The sequence below is a fragment of the Geotalea toluenoxydans JCM 15764 genome, assembly GCF_001311985.1.
GTDB lineage: Bacteria > Desulfobacterota > Desulfuromonadia > Geobacterales > Geobacteraceae > Geotalea > Geotalea toluenoxydans.
Map to the genome: position 1 here is coordinate 11,580 of NZ_BBCJ01000020.1, position 23,122 is coordinate 34,701.

At 53.7% G+C, this 23,122-nt stretch carries 14 protein-coding genes and 7 pseudogenes; 16 read left to right on the forward strand and 5 right to left on the reverse strand.

Features of this window, described 5'->3' with window-relative positions; all coding sequences use genetic code 11:
- Nucleotides 1–42 precede the first annotated feature (42 nt).
- The 6 genes and pseudogenes from JCM15764_RS26895 (at nucleotide 43) to rocF (ending at nucleotide 7,248) form a co-directional block, all read left to right on the forward strand.
- A pseudogene (locus JCM15764_RS26895) lies at nucleotides 43–2,219 on the forward strand (glycoside hydrolase family 57 protein).
- Between the two features lie 114 nt (nucleotides 2,220–2,333).
- The gene (gene galT, locus JCM15764_RS13500; protein WP_279384449.1) at nucleotides 2,334–3,263 is read left to right on the forward strand and encodes a galactose-1-phosphate uridylyltransferase; all 930 of its coding nucleotides are present in this window, start codon (nucleotides 2,334–2,336) and stop codon (nucleotides 3,261–3,263) included.
- 128 nt (nucleotides 3,264–3,391) lie between these two features.
- Nucleotides 3,392–4,882, forward strand: coding sequence for a glycogen synthase GlgA (glgA, locus tag JCM15764_RS13505; protein ID WP_054696588.1), 1,491 nt, complete (start codon nucleotides 3,392–3,394; stop codon nucleotides 4,880–4,882).
- Nucleotides 4,849–5,001, forward strand: a complete 153-nt coding sequence (locus JCM15764_RS23755) for a hypothetical protein (RefSeq protein ID WP_243688993.1) — start codon at nucleotides 4,849–4,851, stop codon at nucleotides 4,999–5,001. The genes glgA and JCM15764_RS23755 overlap by 34 nt, the downstream gene beginning before the upstream one ends.
- 216 nt (nucleotides 5,002–5,217) lie before the next feature.
- Nucleotides 5,218–6,318, forward strand: coding sequence for a putative NPN-dependent ornithine cyclodeaminase (locus JCM15764_RS13510; RefSeq protein WP_054696591.1), 1,101 nt, complete (start codon nucleotides 5,218–5,220; stop codon nucleotides 6,316–6,318).
- A 39-nt stretch (nucleotides 6,319–6,357) separates the two neighbouring features.
- Nucleotides 6,358–7,248, forward strand: a complete 891-nt coding sequence (rocF, locus tag JCM15764_RS13515) for an arginase (protein WP_243688994.1) — start codon at nucleotides 6,358–6,360, stop codon at nucleotides 7,246–7,248.
- A 311-nt stretch (nucleotides 7,249–7,559) separates the two neighbouring features.
- Here the strand turns inward: rocF and JCM15764_RS13520 are convergent.
- Nucleotides 7,560–9,084: pseudogene (locus JCM15764_RS13520) on the reverse strand (cytochrome c3 family protein).
- A gap of 308 nt (nucleotides 9,085–9,392) precedes the next feature.
- On the opposite strand from JCM15764_RS13520, the gene JCM15764_RS13525 reads away from it, so the two are divergent.
- From JCM15764_RS13525 to JCM15764_RS23765, 5 genes and pseudogenes are all read left to right on the forward strand, one after another.
- Nucleotides 9,393–9,866, forward strand: coding sequence for a cytochrome c3 family protein (locus JCM15764_RS13525; protein ID WP_054696596.1), 474 nt, complete (start codon nucleotides 9,393–9,395; stop codon nucleotides 9,864–9,866).
- Nucleotides 9,863–10,648 carry a 4Fe-4S dicluster domain-containing protein gene (locus JCM15764_RS13530; protein ID WP_243688997.1) on the forward strand — a complete coding sequence of 262 codons (786 nt, stop codon included), beginning with the start codon at nucleotides 9,863–9,865 and terminating at the stop codon, nucleotides 10,646–10,648. The genes JCM15764_RS13525 and JCM15764_RS13530 overlap by 4 nt, the downstream gene beginning before the upstream one ends.
- 2 nt (nucleotides 10,649–10,650) lie before the next feature.
- Nucleotides 10,651–11,903: pseudogene (gene nrfD / locus JCM15764_RS13535) on the forward strand (NrfD/PsrC family molybdoenzyme membrane anchor subunit).
- Between the two features lie 213 nt (nucleotides 11,904–12,116).
- Nucleotides 12,117–13,120: pseudogene (locus JCM15764_RS13540) on the forward strand (pyridoxal-phosphate-dependent aminotransferase family protein).
- A gap of 136 nt (nucleotides 13,121–13,256) precedes the next feature.
- Entirely contained in the window at nucleotides 13,257–13,433 is a 177-nt protein-coding gene (locus tag JCM15764_RS23765; RefSeq protein ID WP_012646109.1) for a hypothetical protein, read from the forward strand.
- Between the two features lie 39 nt (nucleotides 13,434–13,472).
- Here the strand turns inward: JCM15764_RS23765 and rd are convergent, their stop codons facing one another.
- Nucleotides 13,473–13,631, reverse strand: a complete 159-nt coding sequence (gene rd / locus JCM15764_RS13545) for a rubredoxin (protein ID WP_012646110.1) — start codon at nucleotides 13,629–13,631, stop codon at nucleotides 13,473–13,475.
- Between the two features lie 614 nt (nucleotides 13,632–14,245).
- On the opposite strand from rd, the pseudogene JCM15764_RS13550 reads away from it, so the two are divergent.
- Nucleotides 14,246–16,091, forward strand: a pseudogene (locus JCM15764_RS13550) (phosphoenolpyruvate carboxykinase (GTP)).
- 92 nt (nucleotides 16,092–16,183) lie between these two features.
- Here JCM15764_RS13550 and JCM15764_RS26900 read toward each other — a convergent pair.
- From JCM15764_RS26900 to JCM15764_RS13565, 3 genes are all read right to left on the reverse strand, one after another.
- Nucleotides 16,184–16,720, reverse strand: coding sequence for an EAL domain-containing protein (locus JCM15764_RS26900; protein WP_279384450.1), 537 nt, complete (start codon nucleotides 16,718–16,720; stop codon nucleotides 16,184–16,186).
- Nucleotides 16,705–18,312, reverse strand: coding sequence for a diguanylate cyclase domain-containing protein (locus JCM15764_RS13555; protein ID WP_279384451.1), 1,608 nt, complete (start codon nucleotides 18,310–18,312; stop codon nucleotides 16,705–16,707). The genes JCM15764_RS26900 and JCM15764_RS13555 overlap by 16 nt, the downstream gene beginning before the upstream one ends.
- Nucleotides 18,313–18,692: 380 nt before the next feature.
- Nucleotides 18,693–19,283, reverse strand: coding sequence for a helix-turn-helix domain-containing protein (locus JCM15764_RS13565; RefSeq protein WP_054696599.1), 591 nt, complete (start codon nucleotides 19,281–19,283; stop codon nucleotides 18,693–18,695).
- 206 nt (nucleotides 19,284–19,489) lie between these two features.
- On the opposite strand from JCM15764_RS13565, the gene JCM15764_RS13570 reads away from it, so the two are divergent.
- From JCM15764_RS13570 to pgeF, 4 genes and pseudogenes are all read left to right on the forward strand, one after another.
- Nucleotides 19,490–20,920 carry a DegQ family serine endoprotease gene (locus tag JCM15764_RS13570; protein WP_054696603.1) on the forward strand — a complete coding sequence of 477 codons (1,431 nt, stop codon included), beginning with the start codon at nucleotides 19,490–19,492 and terminating at the stop codon, nucleotides 20,918–20,920.
- Between the two features lie 56 nt (nucleotides 20,921–20,976).
- Complete coding sequence (locus JCM15764_RS13575; protein WP_012646116.1) at nucleotides 20,977–21,240, forward strand: hypothetical protein; 264 nt, start codon at nucleotides 20,977–20,979, stop codon at nucleotides 21,238–21,240.
- A gap of 75 nt (nucleotides 21,241–21,315) precedes the next feature.
- Nucleotides 21,316–22,273, forward strand: a pseudogene (locus JCM15764_RS13580) (RluA family pseudouridine synthase).
- Between the two features lie 28 nt (nucleotides 22,274–22,301).
- Nucleotides 22,302–23,098 (forward strand): annotated as a pseudogene (gene pgeF / locus JCM15764_RS13585) (peptidoglycan editing factor PgeF).
- The last annotated feature ends 24 nt before the right edge of the window (nucleotides 23,099–23,122 follow it).

Below are 23,122 nucleotides of genomic sequence, written 5' to 3' on the forward strand. Positions count from 1 at the left end.
AACCTCGAACCTCGAACCTCGAACTTCGCACCGGGTTCTTACATGACAAACCCCCTGTACATAACCTTTCTCTGGCATATGCACCAGCCGTACTACAAGGACCCTCTCAAGGGTGAGTATGCGCTGCCCTGGACCTATCTCCATGCCATAAAGGATTATTATGACATGGCGGCAATTGTCGATGAAATCCCAGGAGCCCGAGCTGTTTTCAACCTGGTGCCCTCCCTCCTGGATCAGATCCTTGACTATGCTCCGGGGCTGCCGTAGATCAGTTTTTGCTGCTTGGACAGAAGGCGCCTGCAGATATGAAGGAGGAGGAGAAGCTTTTTATTCTGGAAAACTTCTTCTCTGCCAACCGTCAGCGGATGATAGAGCCTTACAAGCGTTATCTGGAGCTCTATTGCCTGGCCGGAGAAGGTGGCGGACTGGAAGAGCACCTGCGCCAGTTCAGGGACCAGGACTTCATCGACCTGCAAGTGTGGTTCTTTCTTGCCTGGACCGGGGAGGCGGCCAAGCGCCGGTTTCCCGAATTCAGGCAGCTGATGGAAAAGGGAAAGAACTTTACCGAAGAGGACAAGGCGCGGCTCTTTTCACGGCAGCGGGAGCTGATCGGGGAAATCATTCCCTTGTACGGCAAGCTGCACGGGGAAGGAAAGGCCGAGTTGTCGGTAACACCCTATTTCCACCCGATCCTGCCGCTTTTATGCGATGTGAAAAAAGCCCGTGTTGCCATGCCCAAGGTCAATCTGCCGGCTGTTTCCTTTCAGCACCCGGAGGATGCCCATGCCCAGGTAGCCCAGGGCGTTGCACGTTTCGAGGAAATCTTCGGCTTCAAACCAAAGGGAATGTGGCCGTCGGAAGGATCGGTAAGCGACGAGGCATTGGGCATTATTGCCGATTGCGGCATTGTCTGGGCGGCTACCGACGAAGGAGTCCTCTCCCATACCTTGCCGGGAGGAATAGGTTCAAACAGGGAAGCCCTCTACCAGCCATACCAGTTTCAACAGCAGGGTCGTGAAGTTTCACTTTTTTTCGGGATCATGCATTGTCGGACCTGATTGGGTTTACCTATTCACAGTGGAGCCCTGAGCGGGCCGTTGCCGATTTTATTGACAGGCTGCAGGACATCCGCCACCGCATTCATGGCGCAAGGGTCGTGCCGGTGATACTGGACGGGGAGAATGCATGGGAGTACTATGCGGACAACGGGTACACTTTTTTGAGTCGCTCTATCGGGCTGTGGCAGAGAGCCCTGGACTGACGCCGGCCACTTTTTCCCAGGTGCTGGATCGGGTGCATGGCAGGCACAGCATCGGCCATATCCATCCCGGATCATGGATAAATGCCAACTATGGCATCTGGATCGGCCATCCTGAAGAGAACCTCGGCTGGGATTATCTGGCCAAGGCCCGCCAGGCTGCCGTTGAGGCCAGTCCCGAGGTGGGGGCTCTGCTTTCCGGCAAAGGGGATGAAGCTCGGAAATTGCCATTGCCGTTTGCCGGTCACTCTATGCTGCGGAAGGGAGTGACTGGTTCTGGTGGTATGGAGACGACCATTTCTCTCCCCACAGCGACAGGTTTGATGCACTGTTTCGACGCCACCTGATGAATGTCTACCGACTGCTCGGTCTGAACATACCGACCGAGCTCTACGAGCCGATCAAGAAAAAAGGGGTGGCCGGTTTTGTCCGTGAACCGGCGGCACTGCTTTCACCTGCCATCAGCGGTTTTGTCACCGATTATTTCGAATGGCTTGCTGCCGGGCTCTATGACCTGACGAAGCAGGCATCGGCAATGCACGCGGCTGAAGCCCTGATGCAGTCCTTTTTCTATGGCTTCGATCGCAAATACATGTATTTCAGGATCGATGGCGTCCAATCACTGGGCAAGATCCTGCTGCCGCAAGACCATCTGAACCTGCATCTGATCCATGAAAAAGAGTACCGGCTGACCATGGGCCTGGAGGCGGAAGAAGGGCCACTGTGGGTCAAAGGAGAAAGGGATTGGCATGCAACGGAAGCCATGTGCTGCTGGAAAATAGTCAAGGTAGCCGAAGCACGAATTCCCCTGGACAGCCTTAACCTCTTGCCGGGTGACAAGCTTTTTGCATATTTTACCCTTTTGCGCGGCGAGGAAGAGATGGGCCGGTGGCCGGCGGATTCTCCGCTTATGCTGAGCTATGCAGGGGCGGATCTGGAGCTGGAAACGTGGCTCATTTAAATGCGGTGATTGGTGATTGGTGATTGGTGATTGGTGATTGGTGATTGGTGATTGGGTTGAAAAATGCCGCCGACCACCGACCATCAACCGCCGACCGATTCTAATGGAGGAAGAATGTCTGAATTACGCTGGGACCCCCTGAAACTGCACTGGGTCATCATCGCCACCGAGCGGGGCAGGCGGCCGCGGGATTTTCAGGCGGAGCCCCAGGAGAAAGAGGTCGCCAGCTGTCCGTTCTGTTACGGCAACGAGGACAAGACCCCGGCGGAGATTTTCGCCATCCGGCCCTCGGGTCCTGCCAACTCTCCCGGATGGAAGGTTCGGGTCATTCCCAACAAATATCCGGTGTTGCGGGTTGAGGGTGAGGTGAAAAGCAAAGGATACGGTGTCTATGACGTCATGTCAGGCATCGGTGCCCACGAGGTTATTATTGAGACCCCGCGCCATGACCAGGGGCTGGCGGATCTTTCGCCGGCTGAAATCACCGATGTCCTGAAGGCTTACCGTACCCGTTATGTGGACCTCCGCCGGGATTTCAGGCTCCGTTACATGGTCCTCTTCAAAAATCACGGCATTCGTGCAGGTGCCACCCTTGCCCATTCCCACAGCCAACTCATCGCTGTTCCCTTGACGCCGCCGGTCGCGGCCACCGAACTGAAGATTTGCCGTGAGTTTTTCGAGAGCAAGGAACGCTGCATTTTCTGTGATCTGATCAATTTTGAATTGGAAAGCGGCAGCAGAATTGTCAAAGAATTTCCCAATTTTGTGACGATGACCCCGTATGCTTCCTGTTTTCCGTTTGAGTTGCGCCTGTATCCTAAAAAGCATTCCCACGACTTTGCCTTGATGGATGATGCCCAGCTGGGTGAACTGGCCATTGCCATGAAGGACATGCTGCTCAGGTTGAAGACGGTGCTGAAGGATCCTCCGTACAACTTCATTCTCCATACGGCTCCTCCCCGGCAGCCGCGGCTCGGCAAGCCGGAGTACTGGGGGTCCATCGAATACGATTATCATTGGCATATTGAACTGGTGCCGAGCTGACCCAGATCGCCGGTTTTGAATGGGGAACCGGTTTTTACATAAACCCAACGTCACCGGAGGATGCAGCTGCTTTCCTCCGTGAGGCAGACATTTAGTAAGAGGAAATATCATTGAGAGGTAGTACAGGTATGAAAATTCTTTTTGTAGCATCAGAGGTTACACCCTTCGCCAAAAGCGGCGGACTGGCGGATGTCACCGGCGCATTGCCGAAAAGCCTTAAAAAGCAAGGGCATGACGTGCGCATCATACTTCCCTTTTACAGTGAGGTGGAGAGGGGGGGATACGGGATCCGAAAGGGGCGTAAGAGCGTCGACGTGATGATTGGCGGCTCCGTCAAAAGGGGGCTGTTCCGCCACACCAATCTTGAGGACATTCCGGTCTACCTCCTGGAGAACAAGGAATATTTCTCCAGGGACCATCTCTATGGTTCGGCAAGTGGTGAATATCCCGACAACCATCTGCGCTTTGCTTTCTTCTGCAGGGGGGTGCTCGATCTCCTGAAAAAGATGGATTACCGGCCCGACATCATCCATTGCCACGACTGGCAAACGGCCATGATCCCGCTGATCCTGAAAAAAGAGAAGGGGGACGATCTCTTTTTCAGCAAGACCGGCACGGTTTTCACCATCCATAACCTGGCCTACCAGGGTTTGTTCCCCAAAGAGGCCATGGCGGACATGGGTCTCGACCCGTCACTGTTCACCATCGATTGTCTTGAGTATTACGGTAAGGTGAACCTTATCAAGGGGGCAATACTTACTGCCGACGTTATCAATACCGTTTCCGAGACCTATTGCCGTGAGATTCTCACTCCCGAATCCGGTGATGGACTGGATGGAGTGCTGACTTTGCGCAAGAACGATCTGTACGGAGTCTTGAACGGTATCGATTATGAACACTGGAATCCGGCGACAGACCGGGGCATAAGTAAAAATTTCACACCGGGTGCCCCCGCAGGAAAGGCCGCTAACAAAAAGGCCCTGCAAAAACGCCTCGGCCTGGAAATCGCCGAGGATATCCCCCTGATTGGCATGGTTTCCCGACTCACCGAGCAGAAAGGTCTCGACCTCCTGGAGGCACTTCTCCCCAGGATCGCAAAGGCCAAACTGCAGTTGGTGCTGCTAGGCACCGGGGATGAGAAATACCTGAAGCTTTTGCAGGAGTTCGCGGCCCTTGGCACGGACAACGTCTCCGTCAATATCGGCTTCCATCCGGAACTCGCGCCGCAGATTTATGCGGGGAGCGACATCTTCCTCATGCCCTCCAGGTACGAGCCATGCGGATTGGGCCAGATGATCGCCCTGCGTTACGGAGCCGTTCCCGTGGTCAGAAAAACGGGCGGCCTGGCCGATACCATCTTCGACGAACGGGATCAGTCAAAGGAGCCGAACGGATTCTCCTTTGACGAATATACGCCTGAGGCCTTGTGGGAGGCGCTGTCACGGGCAGTTGAGGCCTATTCCGACAAGCTTGCATGGAAAAAAATGATGAAGCGTGGCATGGCTGGCGATTTTTCCTGGAACACTTCTGCTCTGAAATATGAGGAGCTGTACCGTCTGGTCCTCGCCAAAAAGGGAGGTAGCAGGTGGCAGAAGAAAAAGACCTTCTGGAAGAACTGACCCAGGAAATAAAGAGGAACATTGACAGCAATAAAAACTTCCTGCAGCGGGTTTTCGACGAGGATTTTGAGTCGGAAGACGAGGAAAACGGGGAAGTCGAGGTGTTTGAGGAGCTGTAGGCCAAAGCACCACGGTTACTAGAAGCCGCTCTCGGAAAGGGAGCGGCTTTTCTATTTCGCATGGGAGCAAACAGGTGAAAAAAGAAACACAAAGTGTGTGTAAATTGTTCCGCGAGTTGCGCTGGTGTTGACATTCGGCAAAGGTCCGCAATAATAAACCCTCAAGGTGCAACGTGCCGACAAGGCGCGTCTGTTGCAGACAGCAGGAGAGTGGACATGCCAATTATTCCCGGATATATTCCACCTGATTTTACCTCGGCAAAGCTGGTCAACGCTCCGGTAGTGAAGACGGCGCCGGCTCCCCGGCATGGGGTGGCGCCGGATAACTTCCATGGCACGTCCAATCACCCCGAGTACATTCACCTGGGTCGGGGCAAATGGCTGCTGGTTTCCGAGAGCCGCATGGATGCAGTGCTGCTCCTGCGGGGAGAAACAGTGGCGGTGACCGAGGCGCGTCGCCTGCAAAAAGGGGATCCAGTGGTTGTGGGGAGGACGGAAGACGGGGAAGAAGGCATATACGTTCATCCTGACGGTTTTGCCAAAACCAGTGTTGCCGGAGCAGAAAAATTCTCTTTCCGTACCCGTGATACCCGCGAGACCCCTTTTTCCCGTTCCTATGACCAATTGTACCGGATTTTGCGCCATGATCGGCAAAACGGCCATATTGTCTGGGTTCTCGGCCCGGCGGTGGCATTTGACAAGGATAGCCGCAGTGCCATGCAGGGGATTATCGAGGCGGGATACTGCCATGCAGTACTGGCCGGCAATGCCCTGGCCACCCACGATCTGGAAGCTGCCCTGTTTCGCACCGGGCTTGGGCAGGACATATATACCCAGGCATTGATGCCGCACGGCCACTACAATCATCTGGAAATCATCAACCGGGTGCGCAGCTACGGTTCGATACCTGCGGCTGTTGCTGCCCTTAAGCTGAAAGACGGTATCATCTGGGCTTGTGAAAAGGGGCAGATACCTTATGTGCTAGCCGGTTCCATTCGGGATGACGGACCGCTGCCGGAAGTTATCACCGATGTCTGTCAGGCCCAGGATGCCATGCGAGTGCAGGGGAGAAAAGCTACCACCGTAATTGCCGTGGCTACCCAACTCCACTCCATTGCCTTCGGCAACATGCTGCCCGGATACAAGGTGCTGGACAACGGCGAAGTCCGTCCGGTCTTCTTCTATGTCGTCGACATGACCGAGTTCTCTGCCGACAAGCTGGCCAATCGGGGTTCCGTTCAGGCGGTTGCCATTTTGACCAATGCCCAGGATTTCATGGTGAACCTGTGGCACAACCTTAATGACAGGAACGCCTGAGGGTTTTCGGGAAGCCTGCAGCAGCTTGAGGGGGGAAATGTGCGGAGGAAAATAAAGCTGATCGGTGTGCCCCTTGACCTGGGGCAGTCCCATCGTGGAGTGGATATGGGCCCCAGCGCCGTGCGCTATGCAGGGTTGGCTGTGCGGCTGGCAAACCTGGGCCATGAGGTGTGGGATTGTGGTAACCTTTCGGTACCGGTGCGGGAGACTCTTTCCACCGTGAGGGATGTTGCCTATCTGGCAGCCATAACCAGGGTCTGCAAAGGGGCCTATCAGGCTGCAAGAGATGCAGTCGGGCATGGATTCACGCCGGTATTTATCGGAGGGGACCATTCCCTGGCCATCGGCACCATCGGCGGCATTACCGAAGAGGAACCGGCCGGAGTAATCTACATTGATGCCCACGGTGATTTCAACACGCCGAAGACTTCGCCATCGGGCAACATCCACGGCATGGTCCTCTCCCATCTTCTGGGTGACGGCTATGCCCGGCTGGTTAACCTGGGGAGAACGGGGCCGAAACTGAAGGCGGAGGATGTGGTTTTGGTGGGGGTGCGCGACCTTGACCCAAAGGAGAGGCTTCGCCTCAAGGAACAGAGGATCAAGGTGTTCACCATGCGCGATATCGACGAACAGGGCATGGGAAATATCGCCCGCCAGAGCCTGGATATACTTGGCCACCACAGTCGGATTCATGTCAGTCTCGATGCGGATGTACTCGACCCCATGGAGGCCCCGGGAGTCGGCACTCCTACCCCCGGTGGAATAACCTACCGCGAGGCTCAGCTGCTCATGGAGATAATCGCCGACAGCAGGCGACTATCCTCTCTTGATGTGGTGGAGATTAACCCTGTTTTCGACAACCGCAACCACAGCGCCATGGTCGTCAGCGACCTGACCGCATCCATTTTCGGAGAAAGAATTCTCTGAAAGCATTCATCCTTGTCCTCGGCGGTCTTCCTTCTATGAAAAAAGGCTCATCCCACATTCCCATGGTTGCCGCGACTTCGTCGGTTCGTTCGTTTGCCACAGCTGCGGACCTTGCGGTGCCGCCCGCATAATGGTGTCCGATGTTTGAATTGTCGGGTTGCCTCCGTTCAGCATGTGGCGGGTGTCTGCTCGCCGCTGTAGCTCGTCGCTCTCTCCCGATGCCACGACTGCCTTCCCCGGAAATGTCTGAAGAACCAAAAAAGCCCTCCGGAATTGCTTCCGGAGGGCTTTTTGCTGCTGCTGACCCGTATCTATTTTTCGTGGCTGCCGCCGCCGGGAACATCTTCGCCGCCAGCTGTGTGGCACTCACTGCAGTTTGTCCGATAAATCTCATTGCCGATATCGACCGGATGAACGAAATCTTTCACTGCCTTTCCGGCAGGGATGTTTTCCTGTTTCTGGCTGAGGACGGTATGGCAGAGATTGCAGTCTTTGGAGATAATTTTTCCCTGGGGCGACTTGTGCTTGCCATCATGGCAGCGGAAACACCCCGGTGTGTAGAAATGACCGATGTGGTTAGGATAGGTATTCCAGGACACCTTCATTTCCGGGAAGAAATTACGGCTGTAAATGGCTTGAATTTCCTCAACCGCTTTGTTAATGGCCGCGGCCTTATCTGCGGCTACCTTCGGGTAGTTTTTATTATAGTAGTCGTGGAGTCCGGTGGCAATTGCGTCTTGGCCTCGGCAGCTGTCTTGTAAGGCTTGGTCAAAAGCTCGACGGCCACTTTTTTCACATATGGAAGCGATGCATCGATGTGGCCGCTGACAAAATTCTCATCCATCTCCTGCCCGGGCGAACGGTAGATGTGAGTTGGCCGGTTATGACAATCGGTGCAGTCCATGAGCGCTTCTTGGCCTTGGCTATCTGCTCCTTGGTCAGGGGTTTCTCGGTGCTCATGTATTCGGTGACCTTGCCGTCCTTTTCCTTGACAGAGATGTACGGAATTTCCAGGCGCTTCTTATCGGTGGCGATATAGGTAACCTCGCTGCCGATGTGCCAGTGGATACCCTTGGCATGCGGTGTTTTCGGTGTGCCGCCGATGTTGATCAGCAGGTTGATCTCCCGCGGGGTATTGTCTTCGTTAGGCGCGTAATGGTAGAAGACCTTCTGCCGCCCTGAGTAGAATTTTTCAGGCCAGTGGCAATGCTCGCATGTATCGCGAGCCGGGCGCAGATTTTCAATAGGGGTCTCGATGGGGGTCGGGAAGGAATGGCTCAACACGGCATATACCTGGCGCAGGCCGGAGATCTTGGCCTTGACGTACCACTCAGCGCCCGGTCCAACGTGGCACTCGACACATTTGACTTTGGCATGGGGGGAGTTGCTCCATGCGGTGTGCTCGGGAGTCATGACCGTGTGGCAGAGCTCACCGCAGAATGTGGTTGACTCGGTGAATTCGAAGCCCTTGATGGAGGCTATGGAAACGATGAGTACAAAAATGAAGGTAGCGATGACAAAGAAAATGAAAAAGCGACGTTTGTGCGTATCATTGAGATCGATGCGCGGAAACGGCGGAATTTCAGATGGGGCGCCACTACGCATCTGGGCTCTGACACGAAAGGCGCCAATCGGCACAAGAATCAGACCGAAAATGAGCATTCCCGGAAAGGCAAAATAAACGAGAAGGCCAAGGTACGGGTTTTCGACGCCGGTGATCATTTCCATGGCCAGAAAGGCTATGATGAGACCGGTGGCAACTGCAGCCAGAATGATGCCTATAAGGCTGATGGTGTTGTACAAGTAGCGGGAAATCTGTGTTCTAGGTTTGGTCATTGTTCCTCCGTCGGTGGGTATATTAAGAATAACTCGTAAAATTGGCAGTTTAGATTGATAAAATTACAATGGGAGCCGATGTTTTGTCAAATTAAAAAACTAATGAGTTTTGTTAAACTGGAACAATGTTTTGTGTTTAATGATAGATGTTTCGATGAAGTTTCAGCTGGTTATGTGAATTGGTTAAATAAATTAATTGTTTTAAATTACATAATTATAAAGTTGTAATTTGTTGCGGGTACTGTTTCTTTTGCTACAGTTTAATTTAATGTAAATTCGGCCCGAAAACAAGGCCGGCAGGAGGAATTGTGAACAATCATGTCTGGCGCCCTCTGTATGTGGCCCTCTGCATTGTAGCGCTGATCCTGATTGTCAGGGTGGTGGCCGTGCCGAAAGACTTCGGTGTTCACGACCGGGGATACATGTACGGCTGGTATCGGCTGGGGAATGAAAAAGAATGGAGAAACTTCAAGGTCAAGTACAAGACGAGTGCTTACTGCATTGACTGTCACAGTGAGATCAACAAGGATCTGCAACGTTCCCCCCATGCTCGGATAATGTGCGAAGACTGCCATGGCCCCGCCCTCGGCCATCCCGATGATCCACCTACTCTGACCATAAACCGAGAGCGCAAGCTGTGTTTACGGTGCCATAGTTATCTCCCCTACAAGACCAGTGGCAGAGGGCATATCCGTGGTGTCGATCCTGATACCCACAATCCCGAAGCCGAATGCGTACTGTGTCATTATCCACACAATCCCGTGAAGGAGGGAAGCAAATGATTACGCGGAGAAAGTTCTGCAAAAACGCCCTCCTTGTGGCGGGAGGAATTGCTTTGCCCCTGACGGCCCTGGAATGGTTCGATCCGAAAAAGCTCCATGCCGATAAAAACGACTCCGCCAGCTTGAGATGGGGATTCCTGGTGGATACCCATAAATGCGTTGGTTGTGGCATGTGTGTCAAGGCCTGCAAAATTGAAAACGAGATACCCTACGATGCCGATGTTTCCAGGACCTGGGTGGAGCGCTATATCATTACCAAAGAGGGCCGTACCCACATCGACTCGCCAAAGGCAGCCCGCGACGGCTTTATGGACAAAAAGGTCGATCTGGGAGAAGGGCGCATGGAGGAGATAAAGGACGAGGATATCGAAAAGGCCTTTTTCGTCCCCAAGCTCTGCAATCAGTGCGACAATCCACCATGCGTTCAGGTCTGCCCCGTGGGCGCCACTTATCAGACGGCCGACGGGGTTGTACTGGTCGATCGTTCCTGGTGCATCGGATGCGGCTACTGTATCATGGGCTGCCCTTACGGGGTCCGTTTTTTCCACCCGATCTATCGGGTTGCCGAAAAATGTAACTTCTGCTACCACCGCATCAGCCAAGGGATGAAAACCGCCTGTGTCGATGCCTGCCCATTTGATGCAAGGCGGGTCGGCAACCTGCGAGATCCCGACGACCCAGTTACCAAGGTCATCATGACCGAGCGTGTCGCCGTGCTCAAGGAAGAATATGGGACCAAACCCCAGGTGTTTTACCTGGGGCTTTCCAGGGAGGTGAGGTAGCCATGGTGCATGGTGAAGCGTGGACACTGAAAGAATTCTTCGTTTATCCCAATGAGTACATTTACTGGACCATCCAGATAGTCATGTATCCCTTCATGACCGGACTGGTCGCCGGAGCCTTCGTCCTCTCATCCCTTTATCATGTTTTCGGCGTGAAGCAATTGAAGGATATTGCCCGTTTTTCCCTGGTTTTTTCCTTTGCCCTGCTACCGGTTGCCATGATGCCGCTCATGCTGCACCTGCAGCAGCCTCAGCGGGGCTTCTCGGTTATGCTGACCCCCCATTTCACCTCAGCCATTGCTGCTTTCGGCATTGTTTTTTCCACCTATGGCATGATTGTCGCCTCCGAGCTTTGGTTTGTCTACCGCCGCCACTTTGTCACTACTGCCACTCAACTGGCTATCACCGACAATGGAAGTATTGGTGACCGGATCCGCAGGCTGCTCTTTTCCGCGTTGACTTTGGGTGCTCGCGATATCAGCGAAGAAGCATTGGCAAGGGATGAGAAGGCAGTCAAGGTGCTGGCTGCCGTGGGAATCCCCGTTGCCTGCTTTCTCCACGGCTATGCCGGCTTCATTTTTGGCTCGGTGAAGGCCAACGCCCTGTGGATGACCCCGCTGATGCCGGTAATCTTCATCTGCTCGGCTGTGGTTTCCGGTATCGCCCTTTGTATTCTGACCTATATCGCCACCATGGAGATCAGGAAACTCATTGTCGCCTGGCAGAAAAAGCACGAGCTGGCACTGTTGACCCATGAAGAGTTGAAGAGTGCGAGATACACGTAGTTACCATGACTTCGCGCTACCTGATCATGTTCCTGGTTCTTGCCATCACCCTGGAACTGCTGGACTTGATTTTTCGTGGATATACGGCCGTAAAGTCATGGGATATCCTGCGCAGCGTCATCTATGGCCGGGACTTCGTCAATATATTCATTCTCCAGTATGGCCTGGGGAACCTGGTGCCGTTCATTCTCTTTCTCATCCCCGGCCTGACCATCCGCCGGGCGGCTGCAGGCTCCCTGCTGGTGCTGCTGGGGGTATTCATGATGCGCTGGAACGTGGTCATCGGCGGACAGGCTTTTTCCTCGTCCTTTGCCGGGTTCATGCACTATCAACTGCCCATCTGGCCCCATGATATGGAGACATTCAAGGAGGGGCTGTTCGGGGCGCTGATGGTGGGAATTACGCCTTTCGCCCTCTTCTGGCTGGTGACAAGGGTTCTGCCGGTATTCAACCGGGATGATAGCCATTGATGCTCTAATTTTGAGCACTACGCAATCTATTCAGCAAAGCCGTGCAGGGATGCCGGGTGTCTTGACATTCGAACCTCCTTCTGCTAGCCTCCCGGTGGTGTCCGCCCGCTTGCCGGTTGCGGCAGGGCGAACCATTCACTGACAAGGAGCACTTATGGCGAAAAAGCTTTTATTCCCGGCCCGATTGAGGTCGCACCGGAGATACTCCAGGCGATGGCCTCTCCCATGATCGGGCATCGGATGCCGGAATACGCAACCCTGCACAAAGGGGTGACCGATAAACTGAAGGAGCTGCTTTTTACCCGGGGAAAAGTGTTCCTTGCCACATCCAGCGCCTTCGGTGTCATGGAGGGGGCTGTGCGCAATCTTGTCGGCAAGCGCTGCGCCAACTTTTGCAACGGCGCCTTTTCCGACAAATGGCATGACGTGACCAGACGGTGCGGCAAAGAGGCCGATGCCATCAAGGTCGAGTGGGGGGAGCCCATCACCCCGGAACTGGTGGATGCCACCCTGGCCACCGGAAAGTATGACGCCATCACCCTCATTCACAACGAAACATCTACCGGCGTCATGTCGCCGCTGCCGGAGATAGCTGCTGTTCTGCGCAAATATCCGGATGTGGTCTCCATTATCGATACCGTTTCTTCCATGAGTGCGCTGAAGATCCCCTTGGACGAGCTTGGCATCGACTGCTGCATCTTCGGTGTGCAGAAGGCCCTTGCATTGCCTCCCGGACTGGCCGTTTTTACCGCCAGTGCCAAGCACTTGAGCGCAGCAGGACCATGGAAGGGCGGGGCTATTACTTCGATTTTCAGGAATTTGCCGCCTTGGACGAAAAGAATAATACACCATCGACACCATGCATCTCGCTGATTTATGCCCTTGACTGCCAGCTTGGACGCATCTTTGCCGAGGGGCTGGAGGCTCGCTGGCAGAGACATCTGGACTTGGCCGAGTACGTGCGGGGATGGGTCCGGGAACGTGGCTTCGACTTTCTGGCCGCAGAGCCTTACCGCTCCATTACCCTTACCTGTGCCGTCAACAGCAGGAATGTGGACCTGGCAGAGCTGAAGAAAAAGCTGGGCGAGCGCGGTTACGCCTTCGATAACGGTTATGGCAAGCTTAAGGGGAAAACTTTCCGTATTGCCCACATGGGCGACATGCAGCTGGCCGATCTGCAGGATTTCACGGCGCAGATCGACGATATTCTCAGTTGATTTATTCGAATGGCCCAGATTACCGGGCTCGATCTTCACATTATTTTATTTATCACTGGACTTGCCGCTCGAATTTCCGGCATCATCCAATGCTTGACACGCTTTGCCAGACTTAAAATGTTAGAGGGAGGATCAAATGAAATGTCCTAATTGTGGAGACAGAAAATCGGTGGAGATTGATATCCACTCTTCCGGATTTTCCTCGGAGCACTCTCCGGTAAAGGAATGCGGCGCATGCGGCCTTGTCTGGAGGGTGAAAATGGTCGGAGACAAAACAGAGATAGACATCATCAAGGCTGCAGATAAAAAGTAAGCCGGCTGCGATGTCTACCAGACTGAGAGCCTGCTTTTTTCAGGCCGGCTCAAAAACGTCCTTTCCTGCTCCGCAAATGGGGCAAACCCAGTTCTCCGGCAGCCCTGAAAAAGGAGTGCCGGGATCAATTCCGTTTTCAAGGTCTCCAGCAGCGGGGTCATAGACATAACCGCATATGGTACAGACATATCTTTCCATTTCAGCTCTCCTTTGAAGCAATAATCCTTCGACTAAAAAATACGGTTGCAAAAGCCGGACTGCGCCCTATAATCTTTGTGATTGTTAATTAGTCTAGTCTGCTCTTTGGCGTCGATTACCAATCTCGCCTCAGGTTCAGGAGTCTAGCACAAGGTTCCTGGCTGTCAATAGTGACAATTATTGCAATTTCAGCTTGATTTTACAAAATGTTGTGCTATTTTAGCAAAACTAAATAAGGGTTTCAGCTTTCTTCATTAGTCCCACCGGATGCCATCCCGTCCATTTTGAGCTGACCATTCAGAAAGGCATGGTTTTATGAAAGTGACTTGCCGTTCCTTCTCAGGAATTTCCCATTGCTCAGGTTGCCAAAGTCCAAAATCCATCATGCTCTGTGGATGCTTTAATTCCCACCACCCGTTTTCTCCTGTCAACGTTACGATCCAGATGCAGACTTAACAATAAATCGAGACGGTTCAATTCCAACTGGGCAATTGAATCAATAAAAAGAATTATGCCCGAGAAGAAACATTTTCAATCTTAAAAAAATATTATTAAAATAGACAATTGCTTTGATTGTCCGGTAAGTAACCCAATGAAATGAGGAGGAGATTGTAATGAGTTATGAAGTAAAAAACGAGCAATTGCGAAAGTGGGTAGAAGAAGTCGCTACACTGTGCCAACCTGCAAGCATATACTGGTGTGACGGCTCACAGGAAGAGTATGACCGGCTCTGTACCCAGTTGGTTGAAAGCGGCACTTTCAGGAAACTGAATCAGGAAAAGCGCCCTAACAGCTACCTGGCCTGGTCTGATCCCAGCGATGTTGCCAGGGTGGAGGACCGGACCTTTATCTGCAGCCTGACCAAGCAGGACGCAGGTCCCACCAACAACTGGGTCCAGCCGAAAGAGATGAAGAAGACCCTGACCGGGCTCTTCAAGGGCTGCATGCGTGGCCGCACCATGTATGTCATTCCGTTCAGCATGGGGCCTCTTGGTTCGCCGATTGCAAGATCGGTGTCGAGATCTCCGACTCCCCCTATGTTGCGGTCAATATGAAGATCATGACCCGCATGGGCAAGAAAGTGGTTGACGTACTGGGTGACGGTGAGTTCGTCCCCTGCCTGCACTCTGTGGGAGCACCGCTTGAGCCGGGGCAGAAGGACGTGCCGTGGCCATGTAACAAGGAAAAGTACATCGTTCATTTTCCGGAAGAGCGTGCCATCTGGTCTTTCGGCTCCGGATACGGCGGCAATGCATTGCTAGGGAAGAAATGCCTGGCATTGCGCATCGCTTCCAAACAGGGTAAGGACGAAGGCTGGCTGGCCGAGCACATGCTGATCCTTGGCGTCGAGTCCCCGACCGGTGAGAAGACTTACGTGGCGGTGCCTTCCCGAGCGCCTGCGGCAAGACCAACTTCGCCATGCTGATTCCGCCAAAACCTATACAGGACAAAGGTTGGAAGGTAACCACCCTTGGTGACGACATTGCCTGGATCAAGCCCGGCCCCGACGGCCAAGTCTATGCAATTAACCCGGAATACGGTTACTTCGGCGTTGCCCCTGGGACAAATACCAAGACCAATCCCAACGCCATGGCCTCCTGTTCAAAAAACACCATTTTCACCAACGTTGCTCTGACCCCTGATGGGGATGTGTGGTGGGAAGGAATGTCCGACGAGCCACCGGCAAAATTGACCGACTGGCAAGGGCAGGAGTGGACGCCCGGTTGCGGCCGTAACGCAGCCCATCCCAACTCCCGCTTTACCGCACCTGCCTCCCAGTGTCCTTCCATTGACCCTGACTGGGAAAACCCCAAAGGGGTGCCCATGAGCGCCTTCATCTTCGGTGGTCGCCGCAAGGACACCGTGCCGCTGGTCTACCAGGCCTTCAACTGGAACTTCGGCGTCTACCTTGCCGCGACCCTCGGTTCGGAGACAACCGCCGCTGCCGTCGGCGCCACCGGCAACGTACGCCGCGACCCCTTCGCCATGTTACCCTTCTGTGGTTACCACATGGCCGACTATTTCGGCCACTGGCTGCAGTTCGGCCGTTCCGTCCCCAAGCCGCCGCGCATCTTCAGCGTCAACTGGTTCCGTAAGGACGCCAATGGCAAATTCATCTGGCCGGGCTACGGTGACAATATGCGTGTTCTCAAGTGGATCGTCGAGCGCGTCCAGGGCAAAGCCGCTGCTGTAGAATCACCGCTGGGCTGGATGCCTCGCTACGAGGACATGGACTGGGAGGGCCTCGACATGACACGGGAGAAGTTCAACGAACTTACCTCCGTCGACCGGGATGTTTGGCAGAACGAGTTGATCGCCCACGATGAACTCTTCGTCAAGATCTACGACCGTCTCCCCAAGGAGTTCCTGCACATGCGCGAGCTGATAACCTCCAGCCTCTGGCGTTCGCCGGAGCACTGGGAGCAGATCAATCCCTTCGTTGAAGGCTACAATGACTGATAACCCGCGATAAAAAGCGGATATTACGACAAGAGGCCCCGTTTTCCGGGGCCTCTCTTTTTTACGGCTCAAGGAACACCCTGCCGGCATGATCAGGTTGAATGCAGGTGGCCCATGGCAAGATACGGCCATTCAGTACTTTTGAGCAGGTGGGTAACCTCTTCTGCAGAAACCGGCTTGCTGAAGAGGTAGCCTTGCATCTCCTGGCAATCCAGGTCACTCAGCATCTTCAACTGCTCGACAGTTTCTACTCCTTCCGCAATGACATTAAGTCTCAGACTCCTGGCCATGTTTATGACTGCCGTCGCTATGGCTGCATCATCCTTATTGGTGTCGATGTCGCTGACAAAGGACTGGTCTATCTTCAGTGTCTGGATCGGCAGCTTCTTGATGTACGACAGGGATGAATAGCCGGTGCCGAAATCATCTATCGATATGTGTATGCCCAATTTATTGAGTCTGTTTAAAGTATCGATGGTCTTATCCACATTTTGCAGCATTACGTTTTCGGTCACTTCCATTTCCAGCCAACGGGGATCCATGTCCTCCTCGGCCAGGACCTGCTCGACCATGTTTACCATCATCGGTTGCAGGAACTGTTTTGGCGAGAAATTTACGGCCACACGCATGGGGGGTAGTTCATTTCCTGCCAGCTTTTGTTCTGCCGGCAGGCAGCCCGAAGCACCCATTGTCCCAGGGGGACTATCAGGCCTATATCTTCAGCCAGCGGGATAAACTGGTTGGGCGAGACAAGGCCGATTTCCGGGTGCTGCCAGCGTACCAGTGCCTCAAAGCAGACAATCCGGCCTGAGGTGATGTTTATCTTGGGTTGATAGTAGAGGAGAAACTCGCCGTTCTGCAGTGCCCGGCGCAGGTCGTTCTCCATGGTGAGCCGTTGCAGTGCCTGTTCGTCCATGGAGGACGTATAAAGGTGGTAACGGTTGCGGCCCTGCTCTTTTGCCCGATACATTGCCATATCGGCATTCTTGATCAGCGTTTCGGCATCTTTGCCGTCGTCGGGATAAATACTGATACCGATGCAGGTGCTGACGAACAGCTCGATGTCCGGAAGTGTAAACAGCCGGTTGAACGACACAATTATCTTCTGGGCAACCCTCACCGCTTCCTGGACCGAATCCAGGTCCGGGAGGAGGATGATAAACTCATCGCCACCCCGCCTGGCGACAGTATCGATGTCGCGGCGGCAGCATTCCCTGAGTCGCAGGGCGGCTGCCTTCAGGAGCTCATCACCGACACCATGGCCAAGGGTGTCGTTGATTACCTTGAACCTGTCCAGGTCGAGGAAAAGAATGGCAAGGAGCCTGCCATGGCGCTGGGCCTGGGCCAGGGCAAGGTGCATCAATTCGTTGAACAATTGGCGGTTTGGCAGGCCGGTAAGCGCGTCATAATAGGCCATCTGTTTGATCGTATCTTCTGCCTGCTTGCGCTCGGTGATGTCTTCCTGAAAGGCTATGAAATGGGTGATGTGATTATCTCCGTCGGTAATGGGGGAAATGGAGGTCAAAACCCAGTAGTATGTACCGTCCTTTTTCCGGTTGTGGAACTCTCCCCACCACTCTCCACCGCTGCTTATGATTTCCCATAGCCTCCGATAGTCATTGTCCGGGCTTTGGCCTGATTTCAGCATGCTCGGCTTATTGCCTGCAGCTTCCTGCAGGCTGTATCCCGTGAGCCTTGTAAATCTTGGATTAACGTATTCAATCTTTCCGGAAGTGTCGGTTATCATAATAGAGACGGGACTTTGTTCAACGGCTCGGGATAGGCGGCGAATGAAGACTTCCTGTTCACGCAGTTGCTGCTCAAGCCTGCTGCATTCCAGGCACTCTTCAATGACCGCTTGCAGTTTTTCCTGATTGATGGGTTTAAGCACATAATGGCTGATTCCGATATCGATTGCTTCAAGGAGGAGTCTCGCATCGGTCTGGGCAGAGATGATGATAATCTTGGCTTCCCTGCTCAGTTGCTTTATCTCCTTTGCCATGGTGATGCCGTCCATTATCGGCATTTTCATATCGGAAAGAACTATTTCGGGCAGGTGTCTTTTATATAGTTCGAGCCCATTCGCACCGTTGACTGCGGTGATCAATTTGATTCCGGGAAACCTGGAGCTTATGACCAGGGCAATTAATTCCCTCGTACTTCTGTCGTCTTCCACAAGCAGAAGAGTCGGGGCAAAGGATTTCGCTATTGTAAATTGCATAATTCCCCTGTTACTAAAATATCAATGTTATAAAGCATTAACTTAGATATTGAAACAGGTTTTGCATATCAGTCAATTGCAGACGGTATTTAAGTGTGAATGCTCTGGTATATATGGGCTTGCAACTGACTTTAGCCATGTTAACCTTAAGCATGCGGAGGAATTGTGAGAGGTGGTCAATGGAAAAAACTGTGCACAACGATGTTTGTCAGCGGACGGAGCATAAGGATGAGAGGGTCAGGCTGAGGAATGTAAGGACCGGGAGGTGGGGCTGACATTCAGCTGCACTCCCAGCGGCGAGACGATTCAGGTGGAACTGGAGAACGGCATGCTGGACAGCTGGCCGCCTGAAGAGTGCGAAGAGCTGTAAAGAGTGGGGGCTAATCCTTGGAATAAAGGACAGCGACGGCTTTTGCCGGCTCCCTGCCGGTCGAAACATAGCCGTGAGGTTCTGCCGAATCGTAGTAAATGCTGTCTCCGGGCATGAGGGTCATGATCTCTTGACCGTAATGAAATTCCAGCACCCCTTCCAGGAGATAAATGAATTCCACCCCATCATGGCTGTAAAAGCGGCTGTCGTCCCAGTCGGCCTGTTCGAATTCGATCAGGAAAGGTTCGATCTGCTTGTGGCGGATGCCTGGCGCCAGGGGGCGGTAAAGATAACCCTGAACAGGGTCTGCACCTGAGCGGCGTCGGCTTGATGGTCCGTCTCCGCCTCTGGTCAGAACGAACTTCTGCCGGTCTCCTTCCTCTTCAAAGAAATAGTGGATGCCGACCTTCAAACCTTTGGCAATGCGGAGCAGCGTGGCCAGCGGGGGCGTAACCTGGTCATTTTCTATCTGGGACAAAAGCGGCTTGGACAGACCCGTAACATCAGCCAGCTCCTGCAGGGTGTGTCTCTGTTCCTGTCTCAGTTTTCTGATCTTTTCACCAAGCTTTAATTCGAGAACTTCGGATTTTATCTCTTTCACGGCTCCCCCTGCTATGGCTTTATAAGCAAAAGGCTGCTTTCCGTCAAGGAGTTATTGCATTGGGTGTTCCATCAGCGCTGGCAGGTAAACCGCTAATCAGAAGGCATCTGCACCTGTTCACCGGCCTTAAATCCGTTGACAGCGCCCGGAATTTTGGCTAATCTTGCAGCGTTTGCCAGTCGAAAACCTTTAATGGAGTAGATGCAATGGGAAACCGCTTTTTCATCATTCTGCTGATTTTTGTCAGCCTCCTTCCGGCATGCAGAAAAAAAGAGGAGGCATACTTCTCCGAATCCAGCCGTAATGGTACTGCCGAGGCTCCGGTCAAGGAAGTGCCCAAGGATATCCTTGCCACACAACAGGCTTTTTCCAATGTGGTGAAGGTGGTAAACCCGGCAGTCGTCAACATCTCCACCGTAAGCAAGAAAAAGTTGGTTCAGCCTTTCTTCGAGATGTCCCCGTTTTTTGAGGATTTTTTTGGCGGCAGGGGAGGGATGCCCCGGTACCGGCGTGAGAACAGTCTCGGCTCCGGCTTCATTATCAGCAAGGATGGCTACATCATTACCAACGATCATGTGGTCAGGGATGCCGAGAGCATCCAGGTCACCCTTTCCGATGAAAAAACCTACAAGGGCAAGGTTGTCGGCGGCGATCCCAAGACGGACATCGCTGTAATAAAGATAAATGCCAATGGAGACCTTCCCGTAGCTGTCCTCGGTGATTCCGACAAACTGAGCGTGGGCCAGTGGAGCATTGCCATCGGCAATCCCTTCGGCCTCAATCGTACGGTCACGGTGGGGGTCATATCCGCCACCGGCCGCTCCAACATGGGCATCGAAACCTATGAAAACTTCATCCAGACCGATGCTTCCATCAACCCGGGGAATTCAGGCGGCCCACTGCTCAACGTTTACGGGGAGGTAATAGGCATCAACACGGCCATTGTCGCCTCGGGACAGGGGATCGGCTTTGCCATTCCCATTAACATGGCCAAAATTGCCGTGCCGCAACTGATCAAAAAGGGTAATGTCACCCGCGGTTGGCTGGGGGTTTCCATACAGCCGGTTACGGAAGACCTGGCCCAGTCTTTCGGGCTGAAGAAGGCCCAAGGCGCACTGGTAAGCGATGTTATACCAGGAAGCCCGGCAGCCAAGGCGGGGGTCAGGCAGGGAGATATTATCACTCATTTCGCCGGCAAGGAGATAAAATCAGTGCAGCAGCTACAGTTGACGGTCGCTGACACCCAGATCGGTTCTGCGGTGGAAATAGAGGTGCTGCGGGAAGGGCAGACGAAAAAACTTACCGTAGCCCCGGCTTCAGCGGACAGTGCAGCTGCGTTGGCGCCTGCTCCTTCGGAAGCAGGTTCGGCGGCTTTGGGCCTCTCAGTCGCAGACCTGCCAAGGGAACTGATCCAGACAGGGCTGCAGGGGGTAATTGTAACGGATGTGGAAGAGGGGGGGCTGGCGGCGGAAAGCGGCATCCAGCAGGGGGATGTGCTGGTCTCGGTGAATCAGAAGAAGATTTCCGGCACCGGGGATTATGCCAGGGCTATCAAGGATGCGGAACGCAAGGGCTCGGTTGCTCTCTTGGTGAGAAGGGGAAATACCAGCATATACTTCGCCATGAAAATAAGGTAGTATCTGCAATCGAAATAAGTTACATTGCCTAAAAAAATCATTGGTCAGGTGAGAGCATGAGTCTTATAGACAATCCTGAACAGGCCAGGCGGCTGGCGAGGGCCATCATTTCCGACGTTGCCATTTACAATCGGGAAAAGGTGGAGCAGGGGATAAAGAACGATAATATCTTTGAATTGCTCACGGAAGAGCTGGACGAGGGTCGTCAACATTTCAATACCAGGGTTTCCCCTGAAATTGCCCAATCCAACGTCTTCGAAATTGCTGTCGTTGATGTACTCATCAAACGGTCGGGCAAAATAGAATCTTCAATCTGGTAAGCTGCGGTTCATAGAACATCATCCGGAGGCGCGGTTTGTCAAATCGCGCCTCATTTTTTTTCACAGGGCATTGAAGTGACAGACATTGAATTAACCGTACCGGAAAACACGGAAGCGGAACGGCTGGACAGTTACATCGCGCGGACGGTGGAGACCCTGACCAGGGCAGCGGTACAACGTCTCATGGAAAGCGGCATGATAACGGTCAATGGGATGCCGCCAAAGCCGTCACTGAAGCTCAAAGGGGGGGAGCAGCTGAAAATAGCCGTTCCACCGCCGGTCGAGGCAGGGCCTGCCCCTGAAAACATTCCCCTGGAGATCCTTTACGAGGATCGCGATCTGGTGGTGGTCAACAAGGACGCCGGCATGGTGGTTCACCCGGGGGCCGGCAACAGCGGCGGTACTCTTGTCAATGCCTTCTCGGTCACTGTACGGACCTTTCGGGCATCGGGGGGGAGTTGCGCCCCGGCATAGTTCATCGCATCGACAAGGACACCTCCGGCATCCTGGTTGTGGCCAAGAATGACGCATCCCATCTGGCCCTGTCGGAGCAGTTCAGGGAACACAGCATCAAGAGGATTTACATTGCCATTGTCTATGGCTCCCCCAAGACGGACAGCGGGCGCCTGGAATCCATAATCGGCCGCCACCCGGTGGACAGAAAACGCATGTCCGGCAAAGCACGGCACGGCAAGCATGCCGTGACACATTGGCGGGTTATCGGCCGTTACCCGGGAATGTGTCTGATCCGCCTGCGCCTGGAAACCGGCCGCACCCACCAGATAAGGGTCCATCTCTCTGAAGCGGGTCATCCACTGGTGGGAGACGAAGTCTATGGAGCGGAGCCCGCCTTGATTCGGTAAAAGACCCGGTGCTGCGCAGGCTGGTCAGGGAGCTTGGACGTCAGGCGCTCCACGCCAAGACCCTCGGCTTCGTTCACCCTTCCACGAAAGAGTACCTTGAATTCGATACGGACCTTCCCCAGGACATGGCGACAATCGTCGAGCACCTGGAGAAGTCGTCCCAGCCATGATAAATATAGTTATGAAGGATAATAAAATATGGAAATGAAAAAAGCAGGCAAGATCCACTATCTTGAGCCCCAGAAGATGATGAAAAGTGGGGGAGCGGTGATGGGCTTCACCACCCGTCACGAGGGGGTCTCCAGGCCTCCTTACAATTCTCTCAATCTGGGCTCCAACACCTTCGATTCTCCCCACAGTGTTGAAGGCAATCGCAGCCTGCTTGCCCGGTCTGTCGGCGCAAGTCTTGACCGTCTGGTGACAGTGAAGCAGGTGCATGGCACCGACCTGTTAGTCATAGATGCCCCCAATCCCGATTTTGCCCATTTCCATGCCCTGGAATGCGACGGTATCATTACCAACCAGCCGCAGGTCCTGATCGGCATTACCGTTGCCGATTGCGTGCCCGTCCTTCTCTTGGATCCGGTGAAGGGTGCGGTTGCTGCAATTCACGCCGGCTGGAAAGGGACTGCCGCCGAGATCTGCAAAAAAGCGGTCAACGCCTTGAAAGAACTGTTCGGCTCTGCCAGTGGCGATATCCTTGCTGCCATCGGTCCCGCCATCGGTCCCTGCTGTTACGAAGTGGATGCGCCGGTGATGGAGGCATTCAAAAAGGGGCCTCCGGCTGGGAGTTGCATGCGGTGCCCCGGGGGGAAGGCAAATGGGGTTTAGATCTGGCTGCGGCAAACCGGCGGCAGTTGCTGGAAGCTGGAATCGCCGGGGATAACATTTCCGTTTCCGAGCAGTGCGTCAGCTGCAACCCAGACCTCTTTTTCTCCTACCGTCGGGATCAGGGGGATACGGGGCGGCAGATGGGGTTCATCATGTTGAAATAGGAAAAACGATCCTTTTCCGCCCTG